The sequence below is a fragment of the Kitasatospora phosalacinea genome, assembly GCF_000717185.1.
Classification (GTDB): domain Bacteria; phylum Actinomycetota; class Actinomycetes; order Streptomycetales; family Streptomycetaceae; genus Kitasatospora; species Kitasatospora phosalacinea_A.
Map to the genome: position 1 here is coordinate 11,859 of NZ_JNYE01000070.1, position 24,143 is coordinate 36,001.

Consider the following 24,143-nt stretch of genomic DNA (forward strand, 5'->3'; position numbering starts at 1 on the left):
CGGCACCAGCCGAGGAAGGAGAGGTCATGCACACGTCGGAAATCCGGACGTCGACCGGGGCCGGGGAGGGCACCGGAGCAGTCGCCGCGAGCCGCAAGGAAGAAGCCCTCTGGCTGCTGGAGCGCCTCGCCCCGCAGAGCGCCGCGAACAACCTCTCGGTCGCCTTCGCGGTGGCCGGGAGCATTCGCGAGGACCTGTTGGAGCAGTCCCTCTCGCTGCTGGTGCGGCGGCACGAGGCACTGCGCACCGTCTACCGGGTCTCCGGCGCCCGGCTCACCCGCACCGTCCTCGACCCGGCCGGGGTGCGGCTCGTCCCGGCCGTCCTGGACACCGCCCCCGACACCCTGGACGCGGACCTCACCGCCTTCGTCGGCCGGCGCTTCGAGCTCGACGGCGGCCTGCTGCTGCGCGCCGCCGTCCTGCGCGGCGCCGACCGCGAGGTGGTCTGCCTGGCCGTGCACCACCTGGTCTTCGACACCCTCTCCGCGGTGCCGTTCCTCGCCGAACTCGCCGAGGCCTACACCGCCCTGCTCGACCACGGCGCCCCGCCGCCCGCGCTGCTGCGGACGGTGCCCGCCCTGGTCGAACCGGAGGCGCGCGAGGAGAGCCTGGAGTTCTGGCACAAGCAGCTCGCCGACTACGACCCCGGGGCGCTCGACCTGTGGTGCGGCGCCCCCGACCCCGCCGAGCCCACCCTGCTCGGCGGCCGGGTCTCGTACGAGCTGTCGGAGCAGGCCCGGGACGCCGTCGCCCGGCTGCGGCGCTCGGCCCGCGCACCGGAGGCGGTGGTCCTGCTGGCCGCCTACCAGCTGCTGCTGGCCGCGCACGGGGCCGGACCCGACCTCGCGGTCGGCTCCCCGGTCGACGTGCGCCCCCGGGACGCGGCCGGTGCGATCGGCTACCACGTGAACGTGCTGCCGCTGCGCACCCGGGTGACCCCGGAGCAGCCGGTGCGGGCGTTCGTCCGGGCCGCCCGCGAGACGTTCTTCGACGCGCTCGCGCACGCCGACGTGCCCGTCGACCACCTGACCGGGACGGTGCCGCGCAGCGGGTCGTCCTGGCGCAACATGCTGTTCCGGCACCTGTTCAACTACGTGCCGGACACCGTGCTGCCGAACTTCACCATCGGCGGCGCCGACGCCGAACCGCTGGTGGTCGAGAACGGCTACAGCAAGTTCGACCTGGAGTTCTTCGTGCTCTCCTCGGCCGACCGGCTGCGGATCCGGGCCGTGCACTGCACCGAACTGCTCACCGCCGAGGAGGTCACGGCGCTGCTGGAGCGCTACGACGCCCTGCTGGTCGCCCTCGCCGAGGACGACCGGCGGCCGGTCGGCGAGATCCCGGTGTGGAGCGCCCGCGACCGCGAGGTGATCGGCGCCGCCAACCGGACCGCCGCCCCGATCGACCCCGCCACCGTGCTGGAGGCGTTCACCGCCCGGGTGGCGCAGGCACCGGACGCCCCGGCCGTGCACGGCGCGGCGGGCGCCACCAGCTACCGGCAGCTGTGGCGGGCGGCCCGCGCCGTCGAGCGGCAGCTCGCCGCCGTCGGCGCCGGACGCGGCGAGGTGGTGGCGGTGGCCGCCGCCCGCGGCCCCGAACTGGCCGCGGCCGTGCTCGGCAGCTGGCTGGCCGGCGCCGCGTACCTGCCGCTCGACCCCGAGCACCCCGAGCAGCGGATCGCCTACCAGCTGGCGGACTCCGGGGTCCGCGCGGTGCTCACCGGCCCCGGCGTGGTCCTGCCCGGCACCGGCGCGCTGCCGGTGCTGCCGCTGGCCCCGGCCGCCGAGGCCGGGCCCTGCCCGCTGCCGGACGCCCCGGTGGCCGCCGACCCGGCGGCGCCCGCGTACCTGATCTACACCTCCGGGTCGACCGGCCGCCCCAAGGGCACCGTGGTCGGCCACCGCGCGCTCGCCAACCTGGTCGCCCACTTCGGCGCCGAACTGGCCGCGGGCCCCGGCGCCGCGGCGATCTGGCTGACCACCTTCTCCTTCGACATCTCCGGCCTGGAGCTGTTCGTCCCGCTCGCGCACGGCGGCAGCGCGGTCGCCGCCCCCGACGAGGCCAGGACCGACGGCGCGGTGCTGCGCGAGCTGGTCGAGCGGCACGACGCCGCGGTCGTCCAGGCCACCCCCACCACCTGGCGGCTGGTGCTGGACCGGGTCGGCGGCGCGCTGCGCGGCCGGCGCGTGCTGTGCGGCGGCGAGCCCGCGCCGCCGCCGCTGGTCGCGGCGCTGCTGGCCACCGGCTGCACCCTGCACCACGTGTACGGCCCGACCGAGACGACCGTCTGGTCGACCTCGGGCGTGCTGACGGACCCGGACCGGCCGGTGCACGTGGGCCGGCCGATCGCCAACACCCGGGTGCGGGTGCTCGCACCGGACGGCTCCGTGCTGCCGGTCGGCGTCCGCGGCGAGCTGTGCATCGGCGGCGCGGGCCTCGCGGACGGCTACCACGGCCGTCCGGAGCTGACCGCCGAGCGCTTCGCGGAGCACCCGCTGCTGGGCCGGCTCTACCGGACGGGCGACCTGGCCCGCTGGCGGCCGGACGGCACCCTGGAGCTGCTGGGCCGGGCCGACCGGCAGGTCAAGCTGCGCGGGAACCGGATCGAGCTCGGCGAGGTCGAGTCCGTCCTGCTGGCCCACCCGGAGGTGCGCGGCGCGGCCGTCGCGGTGGTCGGCGACCCGGCGGCGGACGCCGTCCTGTGGGCCTTCGTCGAACCCGCCTCCCCCGCCGCGGCGGACGGGGCGGACGCGGCGGACGGCCTGGCGGACCGGCTCTGGGAGCACGCCGGGTCGCGGCTGCCGCGCGCCGTGCTGCCGCAGCGCTTCCTGGTCCTGGAGAGCCTGCCCACCACGCTCAACGACAAGACCGACTACCCGGCGCTGGTGGCGCTCGCCGCCCGGCAGCCGCGGCCGGCCGCGCCGGAGGACCGGCCGCAGGAAGAGGCCGGGGAGGTGCGGGACCAGCTGGTCGCGGACCTCGTCGGGCTCTGGCAGCGGGTCCTGGAACGGCAGGACGTGTCCGGGGACACCAACTTCTTCTCCCACGGCGGCCACTCGCTGCTCGGGGCACTGCTGGTCCAGGAGGCCGAGGCGCTGACCGGCGTGCGGCTGAAGCTGGCGGACCTGTTCGAGCACCCGACCCCGGCCCGGCTGGCCGGGTGCCTGCGGGCGGCCGACGGGGGAGAGTCAACCGACCGTACGGGGGAGGGCGAATGAAGTACCAGGTGCTCGGTCCGCTCCGGGTGATCGACCGGGGCGCGGCCTGGCCGATCAGCGCGCCCAAGATGGAGAGCGTGCTGGCCACGCTGCTGGTGCGGGGCAACCAGGTGGTCTCCGTGCCGCAGCTGACCCTGGAGATCTGGGGCGAGAACCCGCCCAGACGGGCGACCCCGGCGATCCACGTCTACATCTCGCAGCTGCGCAAGCTGCTCGCGGGCGCCGACGCCGGTGACCGCCCGGCCCGGCAGACCGTCGGCCCGATCGTCACCTCGGCGGCCGGCTACCTGCTCCAGGTCGGGCCGGACGACCTGGACTGCCTGGTGTTCCAGCGGCTGGTGCAGCGCGGGCGCCGGGAGCTGGTCGAGCGCCGGTGCGCGGAGGCGGTCGCGACCCTCTCCGCCGCGCTGGAGCTGTGGCACGGCCCGGCCCTCGGCCAGCTCTGCAACGGGCCGATCGTCACCGGCTTCGCGGGCTGGCTGGAGGAGCTGCGGCTGGAGTGCATCGAGATGCAGATCGAGGCCGAGCTGGTGCTCGGCCGGCACCGCGAGCTGGTCGGCCGGCTCTACCGGCTGACCTCGGAGCACCCGCTGCACGAGGTGTTCTACGCGCAGCTGATGCGCGCGCTGTTCGCCTCCGAGCGGCGGGCCGACGCCCTGCGGGTGTACGGCCACGCCTGGGACGTGCTGCGCCGGGAGCTGGGCCTGGAGCCCGGCCTGCGGCTGCGCGAGCTGCAGCGGGCGGTGCTGGCCACCGACGACCGCAGCCGGGTGCCCCTCGCGGCGTACGCGGGCTGACGGCGGTGCCTGGATCGACGACCGCGGCCCCGTGGCGAGCACTCGCCACGGGGCCGCGCCGGTCGGCCGGGGCGGGCTCAGCTCGCGGGCTCGGTCTGCTTGGGGGCGGCCTGCGGGGCGGGGGCGGCCTCCTTGGGCCTGCCCTTGAGGAACAGGGCCACCAGCAGGGCGACCACGAAGAAGGGCAGCGCCCAGCGGAACATGCCCTGCGTGGCGTGCGCCACCGCCTCGACGTAGGCGCTGCGGGTGGCCTCGGACAGCGACTGCACCGCGTCGGAGTCCAGCCGGCCGCCGTTGCTGTGCACGGCCGCCAGGTCGGCGGGGGAGAGCTGGGAGTCGAGGGAGTCGGCGAGCCGGCTGGTGAAGACCGCGGCGAACAGCGAGACGCCGAACGAGCCGCCGACCGAGCGGAAGTACGTCAGGGTGCCGCTGGCGACGCCCATGTCCTTGAGCTCGACGCTGTTCTGGGTGACCACCATGACGTTCTGGAAGACCAGGCCGAGCCCCAGGCCGAAGATCACCATGTAGGCGGAGGAGACCACGGAGGAGGTGTCGGCGGTCATCAGCGAGAGCAGGAAGGCGCCGACGCTGAGCAGCGCGCCGCCGCCCGCCAGGATCAGCCGGTGCCGGCCCGGGTCGCTCATCAGCCGGCCGCTGTACATCGAGGCGACCAGCATGCCGCCGAGCACCGGCAGCAGCAGCAGGCCGCTGCTGGTGGCGGACAGGTGCTGCACGCTCTGCTGGTACACCGGCAGGTAGGTGATGGAGCCGTACAGGCCGATGCCGACCAGGAAGCCCAGCACCAGGCTGGAGGTGAAGTTGCGGGAGCGGAACAGGTGCGGCGGCAGGATCGGCTGCGCGGCGCGGCGCTCCACCACCACGGTGGCGGCGACGGTGACCACGGCGAGCGCGATCAGGCCCAGGATGGTCGGCGAGCCCCAGGCGTACTCGGTGCCGCCCCAGGTGGTGAACAGCACGACGGCGGTGGAGGCCACGGTCAGCAGGGCGGCGCCCAGGTAGTCGAGCCGGCCGGTGCCGCGGTTGTGCGGCAGGTCGAGCCGGGAGGCCACGAACCAGACCGCGACGACGGCGATCGGCACGTTCAGGTAGAAGGCCCAGCGCCAGGTGGCGTGGTCGGTCAGGGCGCCGCCGAGCAGCGGGCCGCCGACGGTGGCGACGGCGCTGAGCGCGGCGATGTAGCCCTGGTACTTGCCGCGCTCCTGCGGGGCGACCATGACGCCGATGACGGACATCACGCCGACCATCAGGCCGCCCGCGCCGATGCCCTGGAGCGCCCGGAAGACGATCAGCGCGGTCATCGACTGGGCTATGCCGCACAGCACCGAGCCGACCGTGAAGACCAGGATCGCGGCGAGCAGCAGGTGCTTGCGGCTGAACACGTCGCTGAGGCGGCCCCACAGCGGGGTGGAGACCGTCGAGGTCAGGATGTAGGCGGTGATGACCCAGGAGAGGCGGCTGAACCCGCCCAGGTCGCCGGCGATGGTGGGCAGCGCGGTGGTGACGATCATCGCGTCGAGCATCGAGAGCAGGAGCGCGAGCATCAGACCGGGCAGGACGCCGCGGATGCCTGCGTTGGCGCTGGGCGCCGCTGAAGTGGACACGGAGGGACTCCCCGGATTCGAAGGGACGGGCGGATCCGGCGGCGCATAACCGGGGCCTTGGACCCGGTTAGGAAAATACGGGGCCCCCGACCCGGTTGTCAATGATCGCTTCGAGTGGCCACCGTGCCTGCTCCAGGAGGATGTTGCGTGTACGGTATGACTCTCCGTGTCGGAAATAGGCACTTCCGAATCCGCAGATCACAGCTAGAATCGAGCGTCCGCCGACGGCGGGCACTGACTGCCGCGACGCGGTTGGCGGGGAGGCTGGAGATGGCTGTTGGCGGACCGGGCACCGACTCGTCCATCCCCTACGCGCCCCCCTCGCCGCGCCCGCTGAGGGCCGACGCGCGGCGCAACCGGGACCAGATCCTCGCCGCCGCCCTGGAGACCTTCGCGCGCGAGGGCCACTCGGTCTCGCTCGACGAGATCGCCCGCCGGGCCGGGGTCGGCCCGGGCACCGTGCACCGGCACTTCCCGACCAAGGAGGCGCTGTTCGAAGCGGTGGTCATCACCCGCATCCAGCGCCTCACCGAGAAGGCCCGGAGCCTCACCGCGATGCCGGACCCGGCGGCCGCGCTGTTCGACTTCCTGTTCGACGTGCTGGACGAGGGCGCCGTCAAGAAGGACCTGGTGGACGCCCTGATCGGCGCCGGGGTCGACGTCGGCGAGGTCACCGGAGCCGCCACCCGCGGCCTCGACGAGGTCCTCGGCGTCCTGCTCTCCCGGGCCCAGGAGGCCGGCATCCGGCAGGACGTGACGGTCACCGAACTGATGGCCGTGATGGCCAGCACGCTGATCGCCACCCGGCGCAGCGGCCACGATCCCGGGCTGTCGCGCCGGGTGCTGCGGATCTTCTGCGACGGCCTGCGGGCCGGGTAGCGGGCCGGGGCGGCAGGTCGGGCGGCGGGCCGGGCCGGGCCGGAGCGGTCGGACGAGGGCACGGTGGGAACGTAGGGAGCAACGGGGGACTGGCATGCACCTGATAGAACGTGCGGAACACATGCGGGAACTGGCCGCGATGTACACCGAGGTCCAGCGCGGACGCGGCCGCGCGGCCCTGATCACCGGCGCCACCGGCATCGGCAAGACCCGCCTGCTCGACGCCGCCGCGGCCCACGCCGAGCGGCACGGCGCCCGGGTGCTGCTCGCCTTCGCCGCGCCCGCCGAACGCGACCGGCCCTTCGCCGTGCTCGAACAGCTGCTCCGGCAGGCCCCGCTCGACCCGGAGGCCCGCGGCCGGGTCGCCGAACTCGTCGGCACCGCCGACAGCGGGCCCGGCGGCGAGCCCGGCGCCGACCGGAGCGACTGGACCGACCGGACCGACTGGGTGGACCGGACCGACTGGACCGACCGGGTCGACCGGACCGGCCGCGAGTTCGGCCGGATCCTGCTGCGGGCCCTCGACCGCGGCCCCGTCCTGCTCGGCGTCGACGACGTCCAGGACGCCGACGCCGAGTCGCTGCGCGTCCTGGCCAACCTGGCGCCCCGGCTGCAGCGCACCCCGCTCTTCCTGCTGCTGACCCGCAACGGCCACGTCGACTCGATCCGCAACCACGAACTGCTCGAACTCCTCCACCGGTTCGACTTCCAGCGCCTCCAGCTCGCCCCGCTGTCCCGGCAGGGCGTCGCCGAACTGCTGGCCCGCGCCCCCGGCGGCCGCCCCGCCGACGAGGCCACCGCCCGGCACTGCCACGCCGTCAGCGGCGGCAACCCGCTGCTCGTCCTCGGCCTGGCCGGCGACCGCGCCGCCACCACCCCGGACGGCCGGCCCGCCGACGTCCCCGGCCCCGCGTTCCGCGAGGCGGTGCTGTTCGCCCTGCACCGGATGCCCCCCGAGATCCGCTCCGCCGCCCAGCGGATGGCCGTCCTCGGACCCGTCACCGCCGCCCTGGCCGAGCGCGAGGACGACGCCGCCGACCCCTCCTGCCGGTACGCCGCCGAGCGCCTCAGCGCCGTCGGACTGCTGGACCGGCACCACCGGTTCCGACATGCCGCCGTCCGGGAGACCGTCCTCGCCACCGTCCCGACCGCCCGCCGGGTGGGCATCCACCACTACGCCGCCCGCGTCCTGTACGAGGCCGGCCGACCGGCCACCGACGTCGCCGAGCACCTCGTCGACAGCGACGGCCCGTTCCCCGCCTGGGCGGTCGACACCCTCCAGGGGGCCGCCGAGCACCTGCTGGCCTGCGGCGACGTCGAGACGGCCGCGGCCCACCTCCGGCTCGCCCGCCGCCTCGCCGACGAGCCCGAACGGCGCGCCGCCGTCGGCGCCCTGCTCGCCCAGGCCGACTGGCAGCTGCGGCCCGCCGCCGCGGCCTGCTGCACCGCCGGGGTGCTCGCCTCGATGCGGGCCGGCGAACTGCCGCGGCGCCACCTCGGCACCCTGGGGCGGCTACTGTTCCGGCAGGGCCTGCCGGACGAGGGCACCGAGGCGCTGCTCGCCCTGGCCGACCCGGCCGCCCGCTCCGACTTCGCCGACGCCTCCGAGCTGGCGTTCTCGCTGCGCTGGCTGTCCACCTCCTTCCCCGGCGAGTTCCGCGCCCTGCCCGAGGACGTCCGCGCACTGGCCGCCCCCGCCGCGGCCCCCGCGGACCCGGCCGCCCCCGCCGTCGAACCCCGCCGGGCCGTCGACCTGCTGCACGCCGTCCTCACCCGCCGGGCCACCGACGAGGACCTGCGCCGCGTCGAACGGGTCGTCAGCGGGCGGCGGCTCACCCCCGCCACCGTCGAACCGGTCCTCGACTGGCTGGCCGCCGCCGTCTACACCGAACGCCTCGACCTGGCCGCCGCCGAGTGCGAGGACCTGCTCCGGCAGGCCGAGGCCCGGCGGGTCCCGCAGTGGCAGGCCGTGCTGGCCGGCTGGCGCGCCGAGATCGCCCAGCGCCGCGGCGAACCCGCGGCCGTCGTCGAACGGTACGCCCGCACCGCGCTGGCCCGGATGCCCGAACGGGCCTGGGGCACCGGCATCGCGGGGCCGATCAGCGCCCTGGTCCTGGCCGCCGCCGGGCGCGGCGACCACGAGACCGCCGCCGACCTGCTCGGACGGCCGCTGCCCAGGGGCCTGTTTCGCAGCCGCCACGGCCTGCGCTACCTGCACGCCCGCGGCCACGCCCAGCTCGCCGCCGGCCGCCCGCTCGCCGCCGTCGCCGACTTCACCTCCTGCCGCCGCCTGATGACCGAGTGGGGCCTCGACCTGCCCGCCCTGGTGCCCTGGCGCACCGACCTCGCCCAGGCCCTGCTCCGGCTCGACCGGCAGGCCGAGGCCCGCGCCCTCGCCCAGGAGCAGCTCGACCTGGTGCGCTACACCACCGGCGCCACCCACGGCATGACCCTGCGCCACCTCGCGGCCGCCACCGAGTCACCCGCCCGCCAGGCCGCCCTGCTCAAGCGCTCCGCCAGGCTCCTGCAAGCGTGCGGCCACCCGCGCGAGTCCGCGCTGACGATGTTCGCGCTCAGCCGCGCCTACGTCGAACTCGGCGAGGCCCAGCAGGCCCGGACGGCCGCCCGGCGGGCCCAGTCCCTGCTGGAGCAGGAGCGGCCCGCCCGGGTGCCGGCGCCACGGACCCGGCCGGACGCGGACCCGGCGGGCTGTCCCCCGCCGCGGGCCGGGGAACCGGCCCGCAGCGAGGAACCCGCCCGCACCGAGGAGCGGCTCAGCGAGGCCGAGCAGCGGGTCGCCCAGCTCGCCTCCCGGGGCTGCACCAACCGGGAGATCGCGGACCTGCTGCACATCACCGTCAGCACGGTCGAGCAGCACCTCACCCGGGTCTACCGCAAGCTCGGCGTCGCCCGCCGCACCAAGCTCGCCGACCGCCTGCGCGAACTCTCCCTGGAAGCCGCGTGACGGCCCGCCGGGCGGCCCCGCCCCGCCCGGCGGCACCCGTTTTCACGGCGGCGCCCGCGGCAGTGCTTACCGCGCCGCCCGCGGCAGTGCTTACCGCACCGCTCACGGCACCGGGCGCAGCTCCGGCCGCAGCGCCGCCCGGACCAGGTCGACCACCGCGGCGCGCTCCCGCTCCAGGTAGAAGTGCCCGCCCGGCAGCACCCGCAGGTCGAACGCCCCGCCGGTGTGGCCCTCCCAGCGCCGGGCGTCCTCCGGGGACACCCGCGGATCGGCGTCCCCGGTCAGGACCGTCACCGGGCAGGCCACCGACGCCCCCGGCTCGCACCGGTACGTCTCGATGGCCCGGTAGTCGCTGCGCAGCGGCGGCAGGACCACGGCCCGCAGCTCCGGGTCCGACAGCACCGCCGGGTCGGTGCCGCTGAGCGCCTGCAACTCGGCGACCAGCCCGTCGTCGTCCCGCAGGTGCACGAACTCCGGCCGGAACACCCCGGGCGCACGCCGCCCCGAGGCGAACAGGTGCACCACCTCGGGCCCGCCCTCCCGCTCCAGCCGCCGGGCGGTCTCGAAGGCGATCGCCGCGCCCATGCTGTGGCCGAACAGGGCCAGCCGCCGACCGCGGTGGTGCTCCCGCAGCACCGCGGCCACCCGGTCGGCGAACTCGTCGACCGACTCCAGGCAGGTCTCGCCCCACCGGTCCTGCCGGCCGGGGTACTGCACCGCCAGCAGCTCCACCTCCGGCCGCAGCGCCCTGGCGAACGGGAAATAGAAACTCGCCGAACCCCCCGCGTGCGGGAAGCAGACCAGCTGGAATGCGTCCCTCGCGCGGCTGCCCGAATTCCCCCCGGCCGAGCCGAAGGTCCGTATCCAGGTGTCGTGGGCGAGCGCCTCGGAATTCATCGTCCGTCCTCATGCCGTTCCGGACGGCGGAAGTCGCCGCCGCTTCCGCAGGGTAGCGCGAACGGGTCGGGGGATTCGAGGGAATGACGGCGTCCCACCGTTCGCCCCGGACGGCCGGGGTGCCGGGGCCGCCGCCCCCGCCGGAACCCTTTAGAACGGCTTTAGCCCACCGCGGCACAATCGGGCGACCGCGGAAACCTGGCGAGTGGCGAGTGGCGAGCGGCGAACCCGGAGGGAACGAGGGATGTCGGTGCACCGGCCGTACCGGGTACTGGTGGGCCGGATGTGCGGCGGGCTGTGGCAGGGCCTGATCGGCCTCGCCGGGCTGTGGATCCACTTCCCGCACCCACCGGGCCTGCTGGAGCCGACGGACGGCGGCCCCCCGCCGGGGCACCCCGAACGGCTCTGCCCGTGGCTGGAGATGAGCCCGGCCGAGGAGGCGCTCTGGCGACAGCTCGGCGAACCCACCCCCGGGCCCCCGGCCCGGGACCGGCTGCGCTGACCGCACCGGCTGCGTTGACCGCACCCGCTCCGCTGACCGCACCGGTTGTGCTGACCGCACCGGCTGCGCTGACCACCCGCGCGCAGCGGCCCGGTGCGGGTCTGGGACGGTGTCAGGCATGACCGACGACCACGCGCCCGGGCGCACCGACGGGGTCCCCCTCGACCGGGGCCGCACCGCGCAGTTGCGGCTGCCCGCCGACCGGCCCGGCGGGCCGCCCGTCCCCGCCGTGGTGCTGCTGCACCCGTTCGGGGCCTGGGACCGCGACGCCCAGCTGTCCGCCGAGGAGTCCGGGAACGGGCCGGTCCGGCTCTTCGCCGACCTCGGCGCCGCCCTGGTCGCCGCCGGGACCGGCGCCCTCTCCTACGACGCCCGCTTCCGCACCGAGGACCCGCAGGGCGGAGCGGGCTCGCCCCGGTTCACCTTCACCGGGCTGGTCGACGACGCCGTCCGGGCGGTCGGGCAGTTGCGCGCCCACCCCGCGGTGGACGCCGACCGGGTGCTGCTGCTGGGCGTCTCGATGGGCGCCGAGGTCGCGCTGGCCGCCGCCGAACGCCTCGGCGGCGAGAGCCGCCTGGTGGCGGTCGCCCCCAGCGCCGAGGCCCGCCCGGTGTTCCAGCGCTGGCTGGGCCTGGACCGGCGGCTGGAGTGGCTGGCCGCCGGGTTCACCGCCGCCGACGGCACCGTCGACCTCGCCGCCGCGCTCGCCGACACCACCGGCCGCAGCGGCTGGTGGGAGCCGTTCGACCTGGTCGGCCGCTTCGGCCCGCGCGCCGACCTCGAAGTGCTGCGCGCCGAACTGGCGCTGGAGTACGACGCTTGGGAGGACGCGGCGCTGGCCGGGGACGAGGCGTCGGCACCCGCCTCGTTCTGGCGCGACTGGTACGCCCAGCCCGCCCCGTACCGCCGCCTGGCCGGGATCACCGGCCGGATCGCCGTCCACGTCGGCGCCGAGGACTGGACCACCCCCGTCCGGCAGGCCCACCTGCTGCACCGCGCCGCCCTGGCGCACGGCCTGCGCTCGCACCTGCACGTCCACCCGCGGCTGGGCCACCTGATGTCACCCCGCACCGAGGACGGCCTGCGCACCTACGGGCCGTTCGACCCGGCCTTCCAACGCTCCCTCGTCGCCTCGGTCGACGACCTGCTCCAGCCGGACACCCGGGTCTGACGCCCCGTCCGGCGGGAGGCGGTCGCGCCGGAACGGCGACGAGTCGTCAGGAGCCCTCGCGGGAGGCTTCTTGGAAGTCGACGACGGCCCCGCCGCACGTGCGGGCCCAGGCGGTCAGGGCGGCGATCGGTTCGGGCACGGGTCGGAGGCCAGCGAGTGCGGTAGGCACCGGGAGGTTCCTGCCGGGTCCGTGGCGTCCCCGTCGTGACCGCATCGCGCACGCACACCTACGTCCTCGTCCACGGCGCCTGGCACAGCGGCCGCCTCCGGGAGCGGCTCGTGCACCTGCTCGGCCCCGAGACGCGGCACTGGACACCCATGTCGCCGACCTCGTCGGCCTGTTGCCGACCGAGGACCTCACCGGTGTGGTCCTGGCCGGGCACAGCCATGCCGGGACGGTCGCCTCTGCCCCGGACGTACGTGCACTGTGTCGACGGCCTGCCGGACGGTGTCGTCCGTCGCCCGTCCCCGCGGTGCGGTCGGGCGACTGGCCTGCGCGGGTCCGGGAGTTGCGCAGCGGCCACGACCGCATGGTCACCGTACCGGGGGAGTTGGCCGAGCTTTTGATCCGGTCCGCGGTGCCGTTGCGGGGCGGTGCCGTTGCGGGGCGGTCCCGGGCCGCCGTGGTGCCGGGTTGCCGTGGTCCCGAAGGGGTTGCGCATCCCCCGGGAGAGCTACCCGGGCCGTCCCGTCGCGGGTGATTCGCGGCGGGCGGCGGTTTCCTAGCGTGGTGGTCAGGCCGGTGAGGGTCCGGCCACGACTGGGGAGGGCATCATGGGGACTGCCGCATCGGACACCACCGCTTCGACGCCGGAGGACGAGCGCGCGGACCGCGGGGCGCGCGGCGGGCGGCTCGGCCGGGCCGTGCGGTCGCCGCTCGGCTGGATGGTGGCGGGGATGGTCGGCGTCGGCCTGGTCTCGGGCCTGACGGCGACCGGGCCGGGGCCGGTGCCGGTGCTGGGGGCGGTCGCGGCGGTGGCCGTGTACCGGCTGGTCGGGCAGCGGGTGGCCCGGCGTCCGGTGCCGGAGGTGGCCCGGCGCGGGGCGGGGCGGGAACTGCTGCTCGGCGGCGGGATCGGCCTGGGGTTCGTCCTCGCCGCCGCGTTCCTGATCACGGCCCTCGGGGGCTACTCGTTCTCCTGGACGGGCGGGGGCGGCGTCCTGTCGCTGGTGGGGGGCGCGGTCGCGCTGCAGGTCGGGGCGGCGGTCAGCGAGGAGCTGCTGTTCCGCGGCCTCGCCCTGCAGGCCCTGGAGCAGCTGTGGGGCAGCCGGGCCGCCCTCGCGGTGACCTCGCTGTTCTTCGGGGTGGCGCACCTGGGCACGCCGGGGGCGACGGCGTGGGGCGGGCTGTCGATCGTGCTGGAGGCGGGCGCCCTGCTCGGGGCCGCGTTCCTGTGGCGGCGTAGCATCTGGTTCGTCGTGGGCCTGCACTTCGCCTGGAACACCGCGGAGCAGCTGCTGGGCATCCCGGTCTCCGGGCACGCCCCCGAGGGCCTGTTCACCGTCACCACGCACGGTTCGACGTTCCTGACCGGCGGCGGGTTCGGCCTGGAGGCGTCGGTGGTGCCCGTCCTGATCGCGCTGGCGCTGGCCGCCCGGATGCTCGTCCTCGCCCGCCGCGACGGCGGGATCAAGGCCCGTCGGAGCGCGGGCCGTTGAGCACGGAACTGCTGGAGGAGGAAACGGAAGTGACGGCCCGTCGGATGCGTTGGCTCCCTGCGCGGTTCGACCGGTGGCGGGAGCGGGGCGCGCAGCTCGGGAGGGCCCTGCCGGGGAGCGTCCCACCGGGGAGCGTCCCGCTGGGGGACGGTGCCCTCGCCCTGGTGCTGGCGCTGGCGGCCTTCGTGCCGACCCTGGCCGGCATCGGCGCGCAGATCGGCGACCTGCCCGAGCGGCCCGCGAGCGCGCTGGGGCTCGGGCTGGTGCTGGCCCAGGCCCTGCCGCTGGCGGTGCGCCGCAGGTGGCCCGCGGCCTGCCTGGCCGCCGTCGGGACCGCGTTCGCCGTGCACCAGGCGCTGGGCTTCGCGACGACGTTCGCGAGCACGGGGCTGTACCTGGCCCTGTACTCCGCCGGGGCCCACCAGCCCCGCCACCGCCCCGCGCTGGCCGCCGCCGCGGCCGCGGGCTACGCCGCGCTGGCCGTCGTCCTGCACCGCCTCGGCTCCCCGCAGTCCGTGCCGGACTACCTGGCGTTCTTCCTGGTGCTGGCCGCGGCCGCGCTGCTGGGCGGCGCGGTGCGCGCCCGGCGGACGGACGAGGCGCAGCGGCGGCGGACGGCCGCCGAGGCGGCCACCACGGCCGAACGGGCCCGGATCGCGCGCGAGTTGCACGACGTGGTCACCCACCACGTGACGGCCATGGTGGTCCAGGCCGACGCGGCGCAGTTCCTGGTCGGCTCCGCGCCGGAGCGCGCCGCGGAGAGCATGGCGGCGGTCAGCGACACCGGACGCCGGGCGCTGACCGAACTCCGTTACCTGCTGGGCGTCCTGGAGGCGACCGGTGACGCGGCGACCGCCGAGTCGGCGGCCGCGGACCGGGCCCCGACCCTGGGCCGGGTGGGGGACCTGGTCGAGCGGGCCCGCCGGGCCGGGCAGCCGGTCGAGTTCACCCGGCACGGCGAGCGGCGCCCGCACGGCGTGGACGTGGAACTGGCCGCCTACCGGGTGGTGCAGGAGGCGCTCACCAACGCGCTCAAGTACGCGGCCGGGCAGCCGACCCGGGTCCTGCTCCGCTACGGCGACGCGCACCTCGCGATCGAGGTGGCCACGGACGGGCCCGCCCCTGCCGCCGCCCCTGCCGCCGCGGCCCGCGGGGACGGACGCGGGGACGGACGCGGGGGCGGACGCGGACTGGCGGGGCTGCGCGAACGGGTGCGGATGCTGGGTGGTGAACTGGAGTCAGGCCCCGGGCCCGCGGGCGGTTTCGCGGTCCGGGCCACGATCCCGTCCGAGCCCCTCCAGGAGTGACCGCCCAGTGACCACCGTGAACGAAGCCCCGGCGCCGATCCGCGTGCTCGTCTGCGACGACCAGGCGCTGGTGCGGACCGGCTACGTCACCATCTTCTCCGCGCAGCCCGACATGGAGGTCGTCGGGGAGGCCGAGAACGGCCACGAGGCGGTCCGGGCCGCCCGGGAACTGCGCCCCGACGTGGTCGTGATGGACATCCGGATGCCCCTGCTCGACGGCATCGAGGCGACCCGGCAACTGGCCGGGCCGGAGGCGGCGGGCGCGCCGAAGGTCCTGGTCGTCACCACCTTCAACGTCGACGCCCACGTCTACGACGCGCTGCGCGCCGGGGCGAGCGGCTTCCTGCTCAAGGACGCGCCGCCGCTGGAACTCGTCAACGGCATCCGCACCGTCGCCCGCGGCGAGGCCCTGCTGGCACCCGCCGTCACCCGCCACCTGATCGGCCACTTCGCCCGGCACCTGCGCCCGGCCGCCGCCTCCGGGACGGCCGGGCAGGACGTGGTGCGCGCGCTGACCCCCCGCGAGCTGGAGGTGTTCCGGCTGATCGCCGAGGGGTCGTCGAACGCGGAGATCGCCGCGGCGCTGTTCATCACGCCGGAGACCGTCAAGACCTACGTGTCCCGGATCCTGGCCAAGCTCGGCCTGCGCGACCGCGTCCAGGCCGTCGTCCTCGCCCACCGGGCCGGGCTGGTGCCCGGCGCGCAGTGAGCCGCCCCCTCAGCGTCCCCTCCCCGCCCCCTCAGCAGCTCCCTCAACGTCCCCCCCCAACGTCCCCTTCACGCCTCCGGATCGGCCCGCGGCACCCACCCGCGGTCGGCGCCGGTGCGGATCAACGTCCGGGCGTAGTCCCACAGTTCGGCGGAAGCGTCGCCGATGGCGGACTTGCGGGCCAGCACCTCGGCGTCGGTGACCCCCGGCGTGCGCCAAGTGCCGCCGCGGTTCCCGTAGTTGAGCAGCAGCGGCTGGAGGCGGTCCATCGCCTTGGCGAACCGGGCCTCCGCGCTGCCGCGTTCCTCGAACTCGTCCCAGAGCGCCCGGAAGCGGTCGCGCTGGTCGTCGGGCAGGATCGCGAACAGCCGGTCGGCGGCCAGCCGTTCGCGCTCCTCCTGGTCGGCGCCCGCCGCGGAGTCGTAGAGCGGGGTGTCCCCGGCGTAGATCTCCACCAGGTCGTGCAGCACGACCATGGCGAGGACCTTGACCACGTCGACCGGCTCGTCCGCGTACTCGGCGAGGACCAGGACCATCAGCGCGAGGTGCCAGGAGTGCTCGGCGTCGTTCTCCCGCCGGTCGGCGGCCAGCAGCGGGCTCTGCCGCAGGACGTTCTTGAGCTGGTCGACCTCGATGACGAACTCGATCTGCCGACGCAGCCGTTCGGGCGTGCCGTCGGGCTGCGGCACGGCCGCGGCGAACTCCGGGGTCGGGCGGTCGTCGTGGGACACGGGGCCTCCTGGTGCGGGATGCCGACGGCTCGCCGGGAGCGACGGCAGCGGTACCGGAGCAGGATAGGCACGGTGGAGGAGGGAACGGCGCCCGGCGGGGGCGTGCGCCGCCAACCTCGTTCCACACCAAGGGACTTGATCGTTTTCAGGCTTTCAGGGCGACGGTTTACACGCCCTTGACAGCCCGTTACCTTGAGGCCTGGGAGCGCTCCCAGAAACCCCCACGCTCATGGCATGAGCACGTCTTTTCCCCAGTCAGAAGGCCTGCCCCGCCGGGACGGCACGGGCAGGCCCCCTCCACCGAGGTGGTGAAAGTTTCATGTCACGACGTAAGACCCCCACGATCGTCGCGGCTCTCGCAACCGCGGTCGCGACGATCTGTGCGCTGCTGTTGGGCCTCTCCTCGGCCCAGGCGCACGGCGTGGCGATCGTGCCCGGCTCGCGCACGTACCTGTGCTACCAGGACGGGCTCACCGGGAACGGCGCCCTGACGCCGACCAACCCCGCCTGCCAGGCGGCCGTTGCGCAGAGCGGCACCACGCCGCTCTACAACTGGTTCGCCGTGCTGGACTCCAACGCGGGCGGCCGCGGCCAGGGGTACGTTCCGGACGGCACCCTGTGCAGCGCCGGGAACAAGTCCCCGTACGACTTCTCCGCGTACAACGCCCCCCGCGACGACTGGCCCAAGACGCACCTGACCTCCGGCGCCACGATCGAGGTCGACTACTCCAACTGGGCTGCCCACCCCGGGGAGTTCCGGGTCTACCTGACCAAGCAGGGCTGGTCCCCCACCACCCCGCTGGCCTGGGCCGACCTGAGCCTGGTCAGCACCGTCGCCAACCCGCCGCAGGTCGGCAGCTCCGGGGCCGACGGCGGCCACTACTACTGGAACCTGGCCCTTCCGGCGGGCCGCAGCGGCGCCGCGCTGATGTTCATCCAGTGGGTGCGGTCGGACAGCCAGGAGAACTTCTTCTCCTGCTCCGACCTGGTCTTCGACGGTGGCCACGGCGAGGTGACCGGCATCCACCAGCCGACCTCCTCGTCCAGCCCCAGCCCGAGCACGGGCACCAGTCCGAGCGCGAGCCCGAGCACCAGCCCGAGCACGAGCGCGAGTGCGAGCCCGAGTGCGAGCGCGAGCGTGAGCCCGGGCACGAGCCCGTCGCCGTCCTCGTCCGGGACGATGCCGAGCAGCGGCTGCATGGCGATGTACAGCGTCGTCAGCTCCTGGGGCGGCGGTTTCCAGGGGTCGGTCGAGGTGATGAACCACAACTCCAAGCCGGTCAGCTCCTGGACGCTGAAGTGGCAGACGGGCGCGGGCACCACCATCACCAACCTGTGGAACGGGACGCTGACCACCTCCGGCAGCGACGTGACGGTGAAGAACGTCGCCTACAACGGCACCATCGGCGCGGACTCCAGCACCACCTTCGGCTTCACCGCCAACTCCTCCGGCAACAACTTCCCGACCGGCTCCATCACCTGCACCGCTTCGTGACCCCCGCGCCCCGGGCCGGGGCCGCCGTGCAGTCCGCGGCGGCCCCGGCCCGGGGCCCGCACGACCCACAGACACGCACCGACGACGCAAGGAGGTTTCGACATGGTGCGAGGCAACGGGCGGGTACGCGGCGGGCGGCGCGCCCCGGTGGCGGTGCTCGCCGTGCTCGCGGTGGTCCTCGGCGTGCTGGCCGGGCTCGGTCAGCACCCGACCCCGGCCTGGGGAGCGGGCAGCGCGGCCTGCCAGGTCTCCTGGACGAACAACGAGTGGACCGGCGGCTTCACCGCGCAGGTATCGGTCACCAACTCGGGTGCAGCGGTCAGCAGTTGGAAGCTGACCTGGACGTTCCCGGCCGGTCAGCAGGTCACCTCGGCCTGGAACGCCCAGGTGAGCCAGAGCGGCACCGCCGTCACGGCGAGCAGCCTGAGCTACAACGGGACGGTCGCCAGCGGCGGTTCGGCGTCCTTCGGGATGCAGGGCACCTGGACGGGCAGCAACCCCGCCCCCGGTGACTTCGCCTTCAACGGGGCTTCCTGCCAAGGGGGTTCGAGCCCCACGCCGAGCCCGAGCCCGTCCGCGAGCGCGTCCCCGAGTCCGTCCGCGTCCGCGTCCCCGAGTCCGTCCGCGAGCGCGTCCGCGAGCCCCAGCCCGAGCGCCAGTTCCACCGGCGGCGGGGGCACCGGCTGTTCCGGGGCGGTGGTCTGCTCGGGCTTCGAGGACCAGAACGGCAGTGCCCTGACCGGTGACTGGACGGTCGCCGCCCCCGACTGCGCGGGCGCGGGCACGGTGACGGTCGACACCGCGGTGGTCCACGGCGGCAGCCGTTCGCTGCGGGTCAACGGCCAAGCCGGTTACTGCAACCACGTGTTCGCGGCCACCACGAAGAACGTGTCCGCCGTCGGCCCGGTGGTCTACGCCCGCTACTGGGTCCGGCACACCACCGCGCTCCCGGCCGACCACATCGCGATGGTCACCATGGAGGACGCGAACAACGGCAACAAGCACCTGCGCCTGGGCGGCCAGAACGGCGCCCTGCAGTGGAACCGCGAGTCCGACGACGCCACGCTGCCCGCGCAGAGCCCGGTCGGCGTGTCGCAGAGCGTGCCGCTGCCGGTGAACCAGTGGGTCTGCGTCCGCTTCGCCGTGGACACCACCAAGCAGTCCATGGACACCTGGCTGAACGACCAGCTGGTGCCCGGCCTGCACGACGACGGCGTCCCCACCGCCGACATCGACCAGCAGTGGCTCAGCCGCACCACCGCCCCCCGCCCGGTCACCCTGGACCTCGGCTGGGAGGCGTACGGGAACGGCTCCGACACCCTCTGGTACGACGACGTGGCCCTGGGCTCCGCGCCGATCGCCTGCTGAGGGAAGGGGGTTGACGGCGCCGCGCGCCCTCTCGGAGGGGCGCGCGGCGTTCCGTGACCGCGGCCCGGAGCGCCGCGCGGAGTCGCACCCCGGAGGTCTTCGTCGTCCTCGACGGCGCTCCGGTGGGGAGACCGGGACACCCGGACACCCGGACACCGGGGCGGCGGGCAGCGGGTCAGCGGTGTGCGGACGGACCGATCAGGTCGAGGCGGAAGGCGTTGGCCCCGGCCTGGAAGCGGCTCTCGGCGTTGAGCGCGAGCAGGATCGCGGCGATGTGCCGCCGACAGGTGCGCAGGGAGATGCCGGTGCGGCGGGCGATCGACTCGTCCTTGGCGCCGCCCGCCAGCAACTGCAGGATCTGCAGCTTCAACGGGTCGTCGGTCAGGGCGTCCGGGTCCAGGCCCGGGTCCAGGTCCGGAACCGGGGCGGCGGCGGGTGCCGGGGCCGCGGGGACCGCGGTGGACCAGGCGGTCTCGAAGAGGAGGCGGGCGAGCCGGACGGCGGCCCGTTCGCGCAGGACGGTGACGACCGGTCCGTCGCCCGGCGCGGTCTGCGGGACGAGGGCGATCCGGTCGTCGACCAGCAGGATCTCCTGCGGGAGGCCGGGGCTGCTCCGCACCTCGTGCGCCCCGTTCCCCGGGCGGGCCGCCAGCAGCCGCCCGGCGCGGGCCGCGGCGGGGGCCGAGTCCAGCAGGGCCCGTACCCGCACCCCGCCGGCCAGCCCGGCCAGCCCCCGGCCGAGCAGCGGGGCGAGCGGGGACGGCCGCGGGCCGTCGGCGCGCATCCAGCCCACCTCGGAGCGGCAGCCGGCGGCCAGCGAGCGGAGCAGCGCCGGGAGCGCTTCGGCGTCCATTGCGTCCACTGCGTCCACTGCGTCCATTGCGTCCATTGCGTCCACTGCGTCCACTGCGTCCATTGCGTCCATTGCGTCCACTGCGTCCACGGTGTCCGGGGTGTCCGGGGTGTCCGGGGTGCTCACGGTGTCCACGGAGCCCGGGGCGTCCGGGGCGTCCGGGGCGTCCGGGGCGTCCGGGGCGTCCGGGGCGGCCGCGGCGGAGACCTGCTCCTGGATGGTGAGCAGGCAGTCCAGCCGGCCCCCGGCCAGGTCGAGGACCGACCGCCAGTAGGTGCTCTCGCTGGCCAGCAGGGCCTTGAGGGTCGCGGCCGACACCTCGGCCGACACCTCGGGCGGGGACGGCCAGCGGGCGGCCGCCCGGGCGGCGGCGGGGCCGACGGAGCTGCCGGGTGCGGGGCCGGGGCCGGACGCAGGGCCGGCGGCGGGGCCGGGCACGGTGCCCGGCGCGGCGAGGTCGCGGGGAGGGCGGTCGTACCGGGGCGGGTCGTGCGGTGGGCGGTCGTGCGGGGTGGGGCACTGGCAGGCGCCGGGGGTTAACGCAGGTGCTGCCGGGGCCGCTGCTGCCGCGCGGATGTGCGTCAAGACTGCTCCTGGGAGGGGGGCGAACAGGGGCCGCAGTCGCCGCCCCCTGTGGTGGTGGGGCGGCGACGCCGCCGAATCTAGGGGCGGCGGGATCGGCCGGTCATCCGCAGAACTACCTAACCCATATACGTAGTGATGATCCGTCACCTAAGGTGAGCCCTGGTCGGGCACGGTCCCGGCAGCCGGGGAGCGCTGCCAGGTCGGCACTGCCCGGTCGGCGCTGGTGCGAGTGGGGCGGGGCGGGGCCTGTGGACGTACCGGACGTTCGCTCGGAGCGGTCGGGCGGGCTGGTCGGCCGGGAAGCCGAACTCGGACGGCTGCGGCGCGCGGTCGGACGGCTGCCGGACGGCCGCGGGGGAGTCCTGGAGATCACCGGCGAGCCGGGCATCGGCAAGACCCGCCTGCTCCGGGAGGCGTTCGCGACGGCCCGTTCGTGCGGCGTCCAGGTCCTGGAGGGGCGCGCGACCGAGGCCGAGACCGGGATCGGCTGGGGGGTCTACCAGGACGCGCTGGGCGACCGGTTCCGGGCCGAGGCCGCCGGGCTGCTGCTGCCGCCCGGCCTGGCCGACCCGCTCCGTCCGGTGCTCGGCGACGGCCCCGCGGACGGGGCCTGGCCGGAGCGCCCCGAACCCGCCGGTGCCGAACGGGTCCGCACCCACCAGCGGGTGCGCTCGCTGCTCGACCGGTGGGCCGGGCGGGCGCCGGTCCTGCTGGTCCTGGAGGACGCGCACTGGGCCGACCCGGGATCGGTCGAACTCACCGAGCACCTGGTGCGCCACCGGGTGCGCGGGCCGCTGCTGCTGGTGGTCACCCACCGCCCCCGGCAGTCACCGCTGCGGCTGCTCGACGCCCTCGGCCGGGCCGACCAGAGCGGCCCGGCCGAACGGATCGAGGTCGGACCGCTCTCCGCCGCCGGGTCCGCGGCCCTGCTCCGCGCGGCGTCCGGCGGCGGCCCGTTCGACGCACCGGGCCCGGACCAGGCCGACGTACCCTCCCCGAGCCCGGTCGACGCCCCGACCCCGTACGAGGACGAGCTCCACCGGGAGAGCGGCGGCAACCCGCTCCTGCTGCTGGCCCTCGCCGACCTGGCGGCGGGCGGCACCCACCCGCCGGGCGCCGACGGCCGGGCCCTCGGCGGACCGGCCGTGGTGCTGCTCGGCGAACTCGCCCTCGCCTCCGAGGACGCCCGGCTGCTCACCGCCGCCGCCGCGGTGCTCGGCGACCGCTTCCCGGTCGAGGCGCTGGCCGAGGTCGCCGAACTCGACCCCGAACGGGCCCGTCGCGCCGCCACCGCGCTGACCCGGCGCGACGTCCTGCGCCCGGTGCCCGGCACGCCCCGGCTCGCGTTCCGCCACCCGGTCCTGCGCAGGCTGGTCTACCAGCACGCCGACCCGGTCTGGCGGGTCGGCGCGCACCACCGCGCGCTCGCCCGGCTCACCCGGGGCGGCGCCACCGCCGTGGAGCGGGCCCCGCACGCCGAACGGTGCCTGGTCGACGCCGACCCGCAGTCCGTCCGGATCCTGGAGGAGGCCGCCGAGACCGCGCTGCGGACCGCCCCGGGCGACGCCGCGCGCTGGCTGGGCGTCGCCCTCCAGGCCATCCCCGACACCCCCGCCGAACGCGACCGCCGCCTGCGGCTGGAACTCGCCCGCACCCTCGCCCTGGCCACCTCCGGCCGCCTCGCGGAGAGCCGCGACCTGCTGCACGACGTGCTCGCCCGCGTCCCGACCGACCAGGTGGAGCGGCGGATCGAGACCGCGACGCTGTGCGCCCGCACCGAGCGGATGCTCGGCCACTACTCCGAGGCCGAGGCCCTGCTGCGTGACGAACTGCCCAGGACCGCGGGCCGCCCCTCGCCCCAGGCGGTCGCGCTGATGACCGAGTACGGCACGGTGGCCCTGCTCACCGGCGGCTTCGCGGACGCCGACCCGTACGTCGAACGGGCGGCCCGGATGGCCCGCGAACTCGGCGACCCCGCGGCCGAGGTGACCGCCCGCGCCGTCCGCGGACTCGGCAGCGTCTGCCTCGGCCGGGTCGCGCTGGCCGGCCGGGAGCTGACCGCGGGCGCCGCGCTGGCCGACCGGCTCTCCGACGCCGACCTCGCCCGCGAACCGGAGGCGCTCGGCCAACTCGGCTGGGGCGAACTGTTCGCCGAGCGGTACGCCGACGCGGCCCGCCACCACGAACGGGCGCTGCGCCTGACCCGCCGCAACGGCCAGGACCACGTGGTGCCGCACCTGCTGCTCGGCATCGGCTTCCGCCAGCTCTGGACGGGCGGGCTGCGGCAGGCCCGGAGCACCGCCGAGGAGGCCCAGGAACTCGCCCGGCAGCTCGGCAGCCGCGAACTCGGCGCCCTGGCCCTGGCCCTGCGCGCCTCGGCGACCGAGTCCGCCCCCCGGCCCGCCGCCGGACCTCCCAGCGCCGGGCCTCCCGCCGCCGGGCTTCCCGTGCCCGGACCTCCCGCCGGTCCCCCCGCGGACGGGACCGCCCTGGCGCTCTCCGAGCAGGCCGTCCGCTCCTCGCCCAGCGAGGGCTGGTGGAGCCGCAGCACCCTGGCCGTCCACGCCCAGGCCCTGCTGGCGGCAGGACAGGCCGACCGCTGCACCCGGGTGCTGCTGGACGCCGGGGGCGGGCCGGGGCTGCCGCGCGCCCAGGTGGTCTTCCGCCCGCTCTGGTACGCGCTGCTCTCGGCCGCCGCGCTGGCCACCGGCGACGTCGACGGGGCCGAGTCCTGGGCCGGGCACGCCGACGCCGTGGCGGTCGGCCTCGGGCTGGCCGGTCCGCAGGGCTTCGCCCGGCGCGCGGGCGGGCTGGTGGCGGCCGTCCGCGGCGCACCGGCCCGGGCGGTGGAGCAGTTGGCGGCGGCGGCCGAGTCGTTCCGGGACGCCGGGTTCGTCGTCCAGCGCGCACTGACCCTGGCCCTCGGCGCCCCGGTCGCGGCCGCCGCCGGGGACCGGCGCCGGGCCCACGCCTGGCTGGACGAGGCCGACCGGCTGGCCGCCGAGACCGGTGCCGCCGCGGTCGCCGGGCAGGCCGCCGCCGTCCGCCGGGGCCTGGCCGCGCGCGCCGGGGCGGCCGGGCAGGCCCCGCCGGAGACCGCGCCGCACCTGGCCCTGCTCACCGGACGGGAACGCCAGATCACCGCGCTCGCGGTCGAGGGCGCCCGGACCAGGGAGATCGCCGACCGCCTGTTCCTCAGCCCGCGCACCGTCGACGCCCACCTCGCGAAGGTCTACCGCAAGCTCGGCGTGACCTCCCGCACGGCCCTGGGCGCGCTGCTGGCCGCGGAGGGCGGCCGACAGGCGCTCGGCGGCGCGGAGGGCCCCTGACGGCCGCAGGACGGACCGGGGCCCAGCAGTCGGGGCCGGACCGGGGCCCAGCAGTC

General features: G+C 76.0%; 16 protein-coding genes. 12 read left to right on the forward strand and 4 right to left on the reverse strand.

Translation table 11 applies throughout. The features are described 5' to 3' along the window. Positions 1-26: 26 nt before the first annotated feature. Positions 27-3,218: a non-ribosomal peptide synthetase gene (locus OO57_RS26090; RefSeq protein ID WP_033255109.1), complete on the forward strand. Its 3,192-nt coding sequence runs from the start codon at positions 27-29 to the stop codon at positions 3,216-3,218. Continuing rightward, the gene (locus OO57_RS26095; protein ID WP_033255110.1) at positions 3,215-4,015 is read left to right on the forward strand and encodes an AfsR/SARP family transcriptional regulator; all 801 of its coding nucleotides are present in this window, start codon (positions 3,215-3,217) and stop codon (positions 4,013-4,015) included. Before OO57_RS26090 ends, OO57_RS26095 begins: the two co-directional genes overlap by 4 nt. 77 nt (positions 4,016-4,092) lie before the next feature. Here the strand turns inward: OO57_RS26095 and OO57_RS26100 are convergent, their stop codons facing one another. Further along, positions 4,093-5,637 carry an MDR family MFS transporter gene (locus OO57_RS26100; protein WP_051778259.1) on the reverse strand — a complete coding sequence of 515 codons (1,545 nt, stop codon included), beginning with the start codon at positions 5,635-5,637 and terminating at the stop codon, positions 4,093-4,095. A gap of 270 nt (positions 5,638-5,907) precedes the next feature. On the opposite strand from OO57_RS26100, the gene OO57_RS26105 reads away from it, so the two are divergent. Further along, positions 5,908-6,516 carry a TetR/AcrR family transcriptional regulator gene (locus OO57_RS26105; RefSeq protein WP_063737645.1) on the forward strand — a complete coding sequence of 203 codons (609 nt, stop codon included), beginning with the start codon at positions 5,908-5,910 and terminating at the stop codon, positions 6,514-6,516. A 94-nt stretch (positions 6,517-6,610) separates the two neighbouring features. Beyond that, positions 6,611-9,481 (forward strand): helix-turn-helix transcriptional regulator, encoded by a 2,871-nt coding sequence (locus tag OO57_RS26110; protein WP_081973973.1) that lies wholly within the window; start codon positions 6,611-6,613, stop codon positions 9,479-9,481. A 102-nt stretch (positions 9,482-9,583) separates the two neighbouring features. Here OO57_RS26110 and OO57_RS26115 read toward each other — a convergent pair whose 3' ends face one another. After that, complete coding sequence (locus OO57_RS26115; RefSeq protein WP_033255113.1) at positions 9,584-10,378, reverse strand: thioesterase II family protein; 795 nt, start codon at positions 10,376-10,378, stop codon at positions 9,584-9,586. Positions 10,379-10,622: 244 nt separating this feature from the next. Here OO57_RS26115 and OO57_RS42895 point away from each other — a divergent pair, with 244 nt between their 5' ends. The 5 genes from OO57_RS42895 to OO57_RS26140 all read left to right on the forward strand — a co-directional run bounded on the left by OO57_RS42895 (position 10,623) and on the right by OO57_RS26140 (position 15,726). Continuing rightward, a complete protein-coding gene (locus OO57_RS42895; RefSeq protein WP_033255114.1) occupies positions 10,623-10,880 on the forward strand; it encodes a DUF6059 family protein in 258 nt (85 codons plus the stop codon). 118 nt (positions 10,881-10,998) lie between these two features. Beyond that, complete coding sequence (locus OO57_RS26125) at positions 10,999-12,051, forward strand: alpha/beta hydrolase family protein (RefSeq protein WP_033255115.1); 1,053 nt, start codon at positions 10,999-11,001, stop codon at positions 12,049-12,051. Between the two features lie 774 nt (positions 12,052-12,825). Beyond that, positions 12,826-13,710, forward strand: a complete 885-nt coding sequence (locus tag OO57_RS26130) for a CPBP family intramembrane glutamic endopeptidase (protein ID WP_033255116.1) — start codon at positions 12,826-12,828, stop codon at positions 13,708-13,710. A gap of 44 nt (positions 13,711-13,754) precedes the next feature. Then, entirely contained in the window at positions 13,755-15,017 is a 1,263-nt protein-coding gene (locus tag OO57_RS26135; protein WP_081973975.1) for a sensor histidine kinase, read from the forward strand. 16 nt (positions 15,018-15,033) lie between these two features. After that, positions 15,034-15,726 carry a response regulator gene (locus OO57_RS26140; protein WP_033255138.1) on the forward strand — a complete coding sequence of 231 codons (693 nt, stop codon included), beginning with the start codon at positions 15,034-15,036 and terminating at the stop codon, positions 15,724-15,726. 68 nt (positions 15,727-15,794) lie between these two features. Here OO57_RS26140 and OO57_RS26145 read toward each other — a convergent pair whose 3' ends face one another. After that, on the reverse strand, positions 15,795-16,457 hold the full coding sequence (locus tag OO57_RS26145) for an HD domain-containing protein (protein ID WP_081973976.1): 663 nt from the start codon (positions 16,455-16,457) through the stop codon (positions 15,795-15,797). 319 nt (positions 16,458-16,776) lie between these two features. Between OO57_RS26145 and OO57_RS26150 the strand changes: the two genes are divergently transcribed. Together OO57_RS26150 and OO57_RS26155 are read left to right on the forward strand one after the other, a co-directional pair. Next, positions 16,777-17,952, forward strand: coding sequence for a lytic polysaccharide monooxygenase (locus tag OO57_RS26150; RefSeq protein ID WP_033255117.1), 1,176 nt, complete (start codon positions 16,777-16,779; stop codon positions 17,950-17,952). Positions 17,953-18,054: 102 nt separating this feature from the next. Further along, positions 18,055-19,320 carry a cellulose-binding domain-containing protein gene (locus tag OO57_RS26155; RefSeq protein WP_033255118.1) on the forward strand — a complete coding sequence of 422 codons (1,266 nt, stop codon included), beginning with the start codon at positions 18,055-18,057 and terminating at the stop codon, positions 19,318-19,320. Between the two features lie 175 nt (positions 19,321-19,495). Here the strand turns inward: OO57_RS26155 and OO57_RS39815 are convergent, their stop codons facing one another. Beyond that, positions 19,496-20,758: a helix-turn-helix transcriptional regulator gene (locus tag OO57_RS39815; RefSeq protein WP_158715227.1), complete on the reverse strand. Its 1,263-nt coding sequence runs from the start codon at positions 20,756-20,758 to the stop codon at positions 19,496-19,498. Between the two features lie 248 nt (positions 20,759-21,006). Between OO57_RS39815 and OO57_RS26165 the strand changes: the two genes are divergently transcribed. Then, positions 21,007-24,087: a helix-turn-helix transcriptional regulator gene (locus OO57_RS26165; protein WP_033255119.1), complete on the forward strand. Its 3,081-nt coding sequence runs from the start codon at positions 21,007-21,009 to the stop codon at positions 24,085-24,087. Positions 24,088-24,143: the final 56 nt, after the last annotated feature.

What these genes read in the sequence shown, in the direction of transcription:
- OO57_RS26090 (WP_033255109.1), top strand. Translation starts at nt 27, where the DNA reads ATGCACACGTCGGAAATCCGGACGTCGACCGGGGCCGGGGAGGGCACC.
- OO57_RS26095 (WP_033255110.1), top strand. Translation starts at nt 3,215, where the DNA reads ATGAAGTACCAGGTGCTCGGTCCGCTCCGGGTGATCGACCGGGGCGCG.
- OO57_RS26105 (WP_063737645.1), top strand. Translation starts at nt 5,908, where the DNA reads ATGGCTGTTGGCGGACCGGGCACCGACTCGTCCATCCCCTACGCGCCC.
- OO57_RS26110 (WP_081973973.1), top strand. Translation starts at nt 6,611, where the DNA reads ATGCACCTGATAGAACGTGCGGAACACATGCGGGAACTGGCCGCGATG.
- OO57_RS26115 (WP_033255113.1), bottom strand. Translation starts at nt 10,378, where the DNA reads ATGAATTCCGAGGCGCTCGCCCACGACACCTGGATACGGACCTTCGGC.
- OO57_RS42895 (WP_033255114.1), top strand. Translation starts at nt 10,623, where the DNA reads ATGTCGGTGCACCGGCCGTACCGGGTACTGGTGGGCCGGATGTGCGGC.
- OO57_RS26125 (WP_033255115.1), top strand. Translation starts at nt 10,999, where the DNA reads ATGACCGACGACCACGCGCCCGGGCGCACCGACGGGGTCCCCCTCGAC.
- OO57_RS26130 (WP_033255116.1), top strand. Translation starts at nt 12,826, where the DNA reads ATGGGGACTGCCGCATCGGACACCACCGCTTCGACGCCGGAGGACGAG.
- OO57_RS26135 (WP_081973975.1), top strand. Translation starts at nt 13,755, where the DNA reads ATGCGTTGGCTCCCTGCGCGGTTCGACCGGTGGCGGGAGCGGGGCGCG.
- OO57_RS26150 (WP_033255117.1), top strand. Translation starts at nt 16,777, where the DNA reads ATGTCACGACGTAAGACCCCCACGATCGTCGCGGCTCTCGCAACCGCG.
- OO57_RS26155 (WP_033255118.1), top strand. Translation starts at nt 18,055, where the DNA reads ATGGTGCGAGGCAACGGGCGGGTACGCGGCGGGCGGCGCGCCCCGGTG.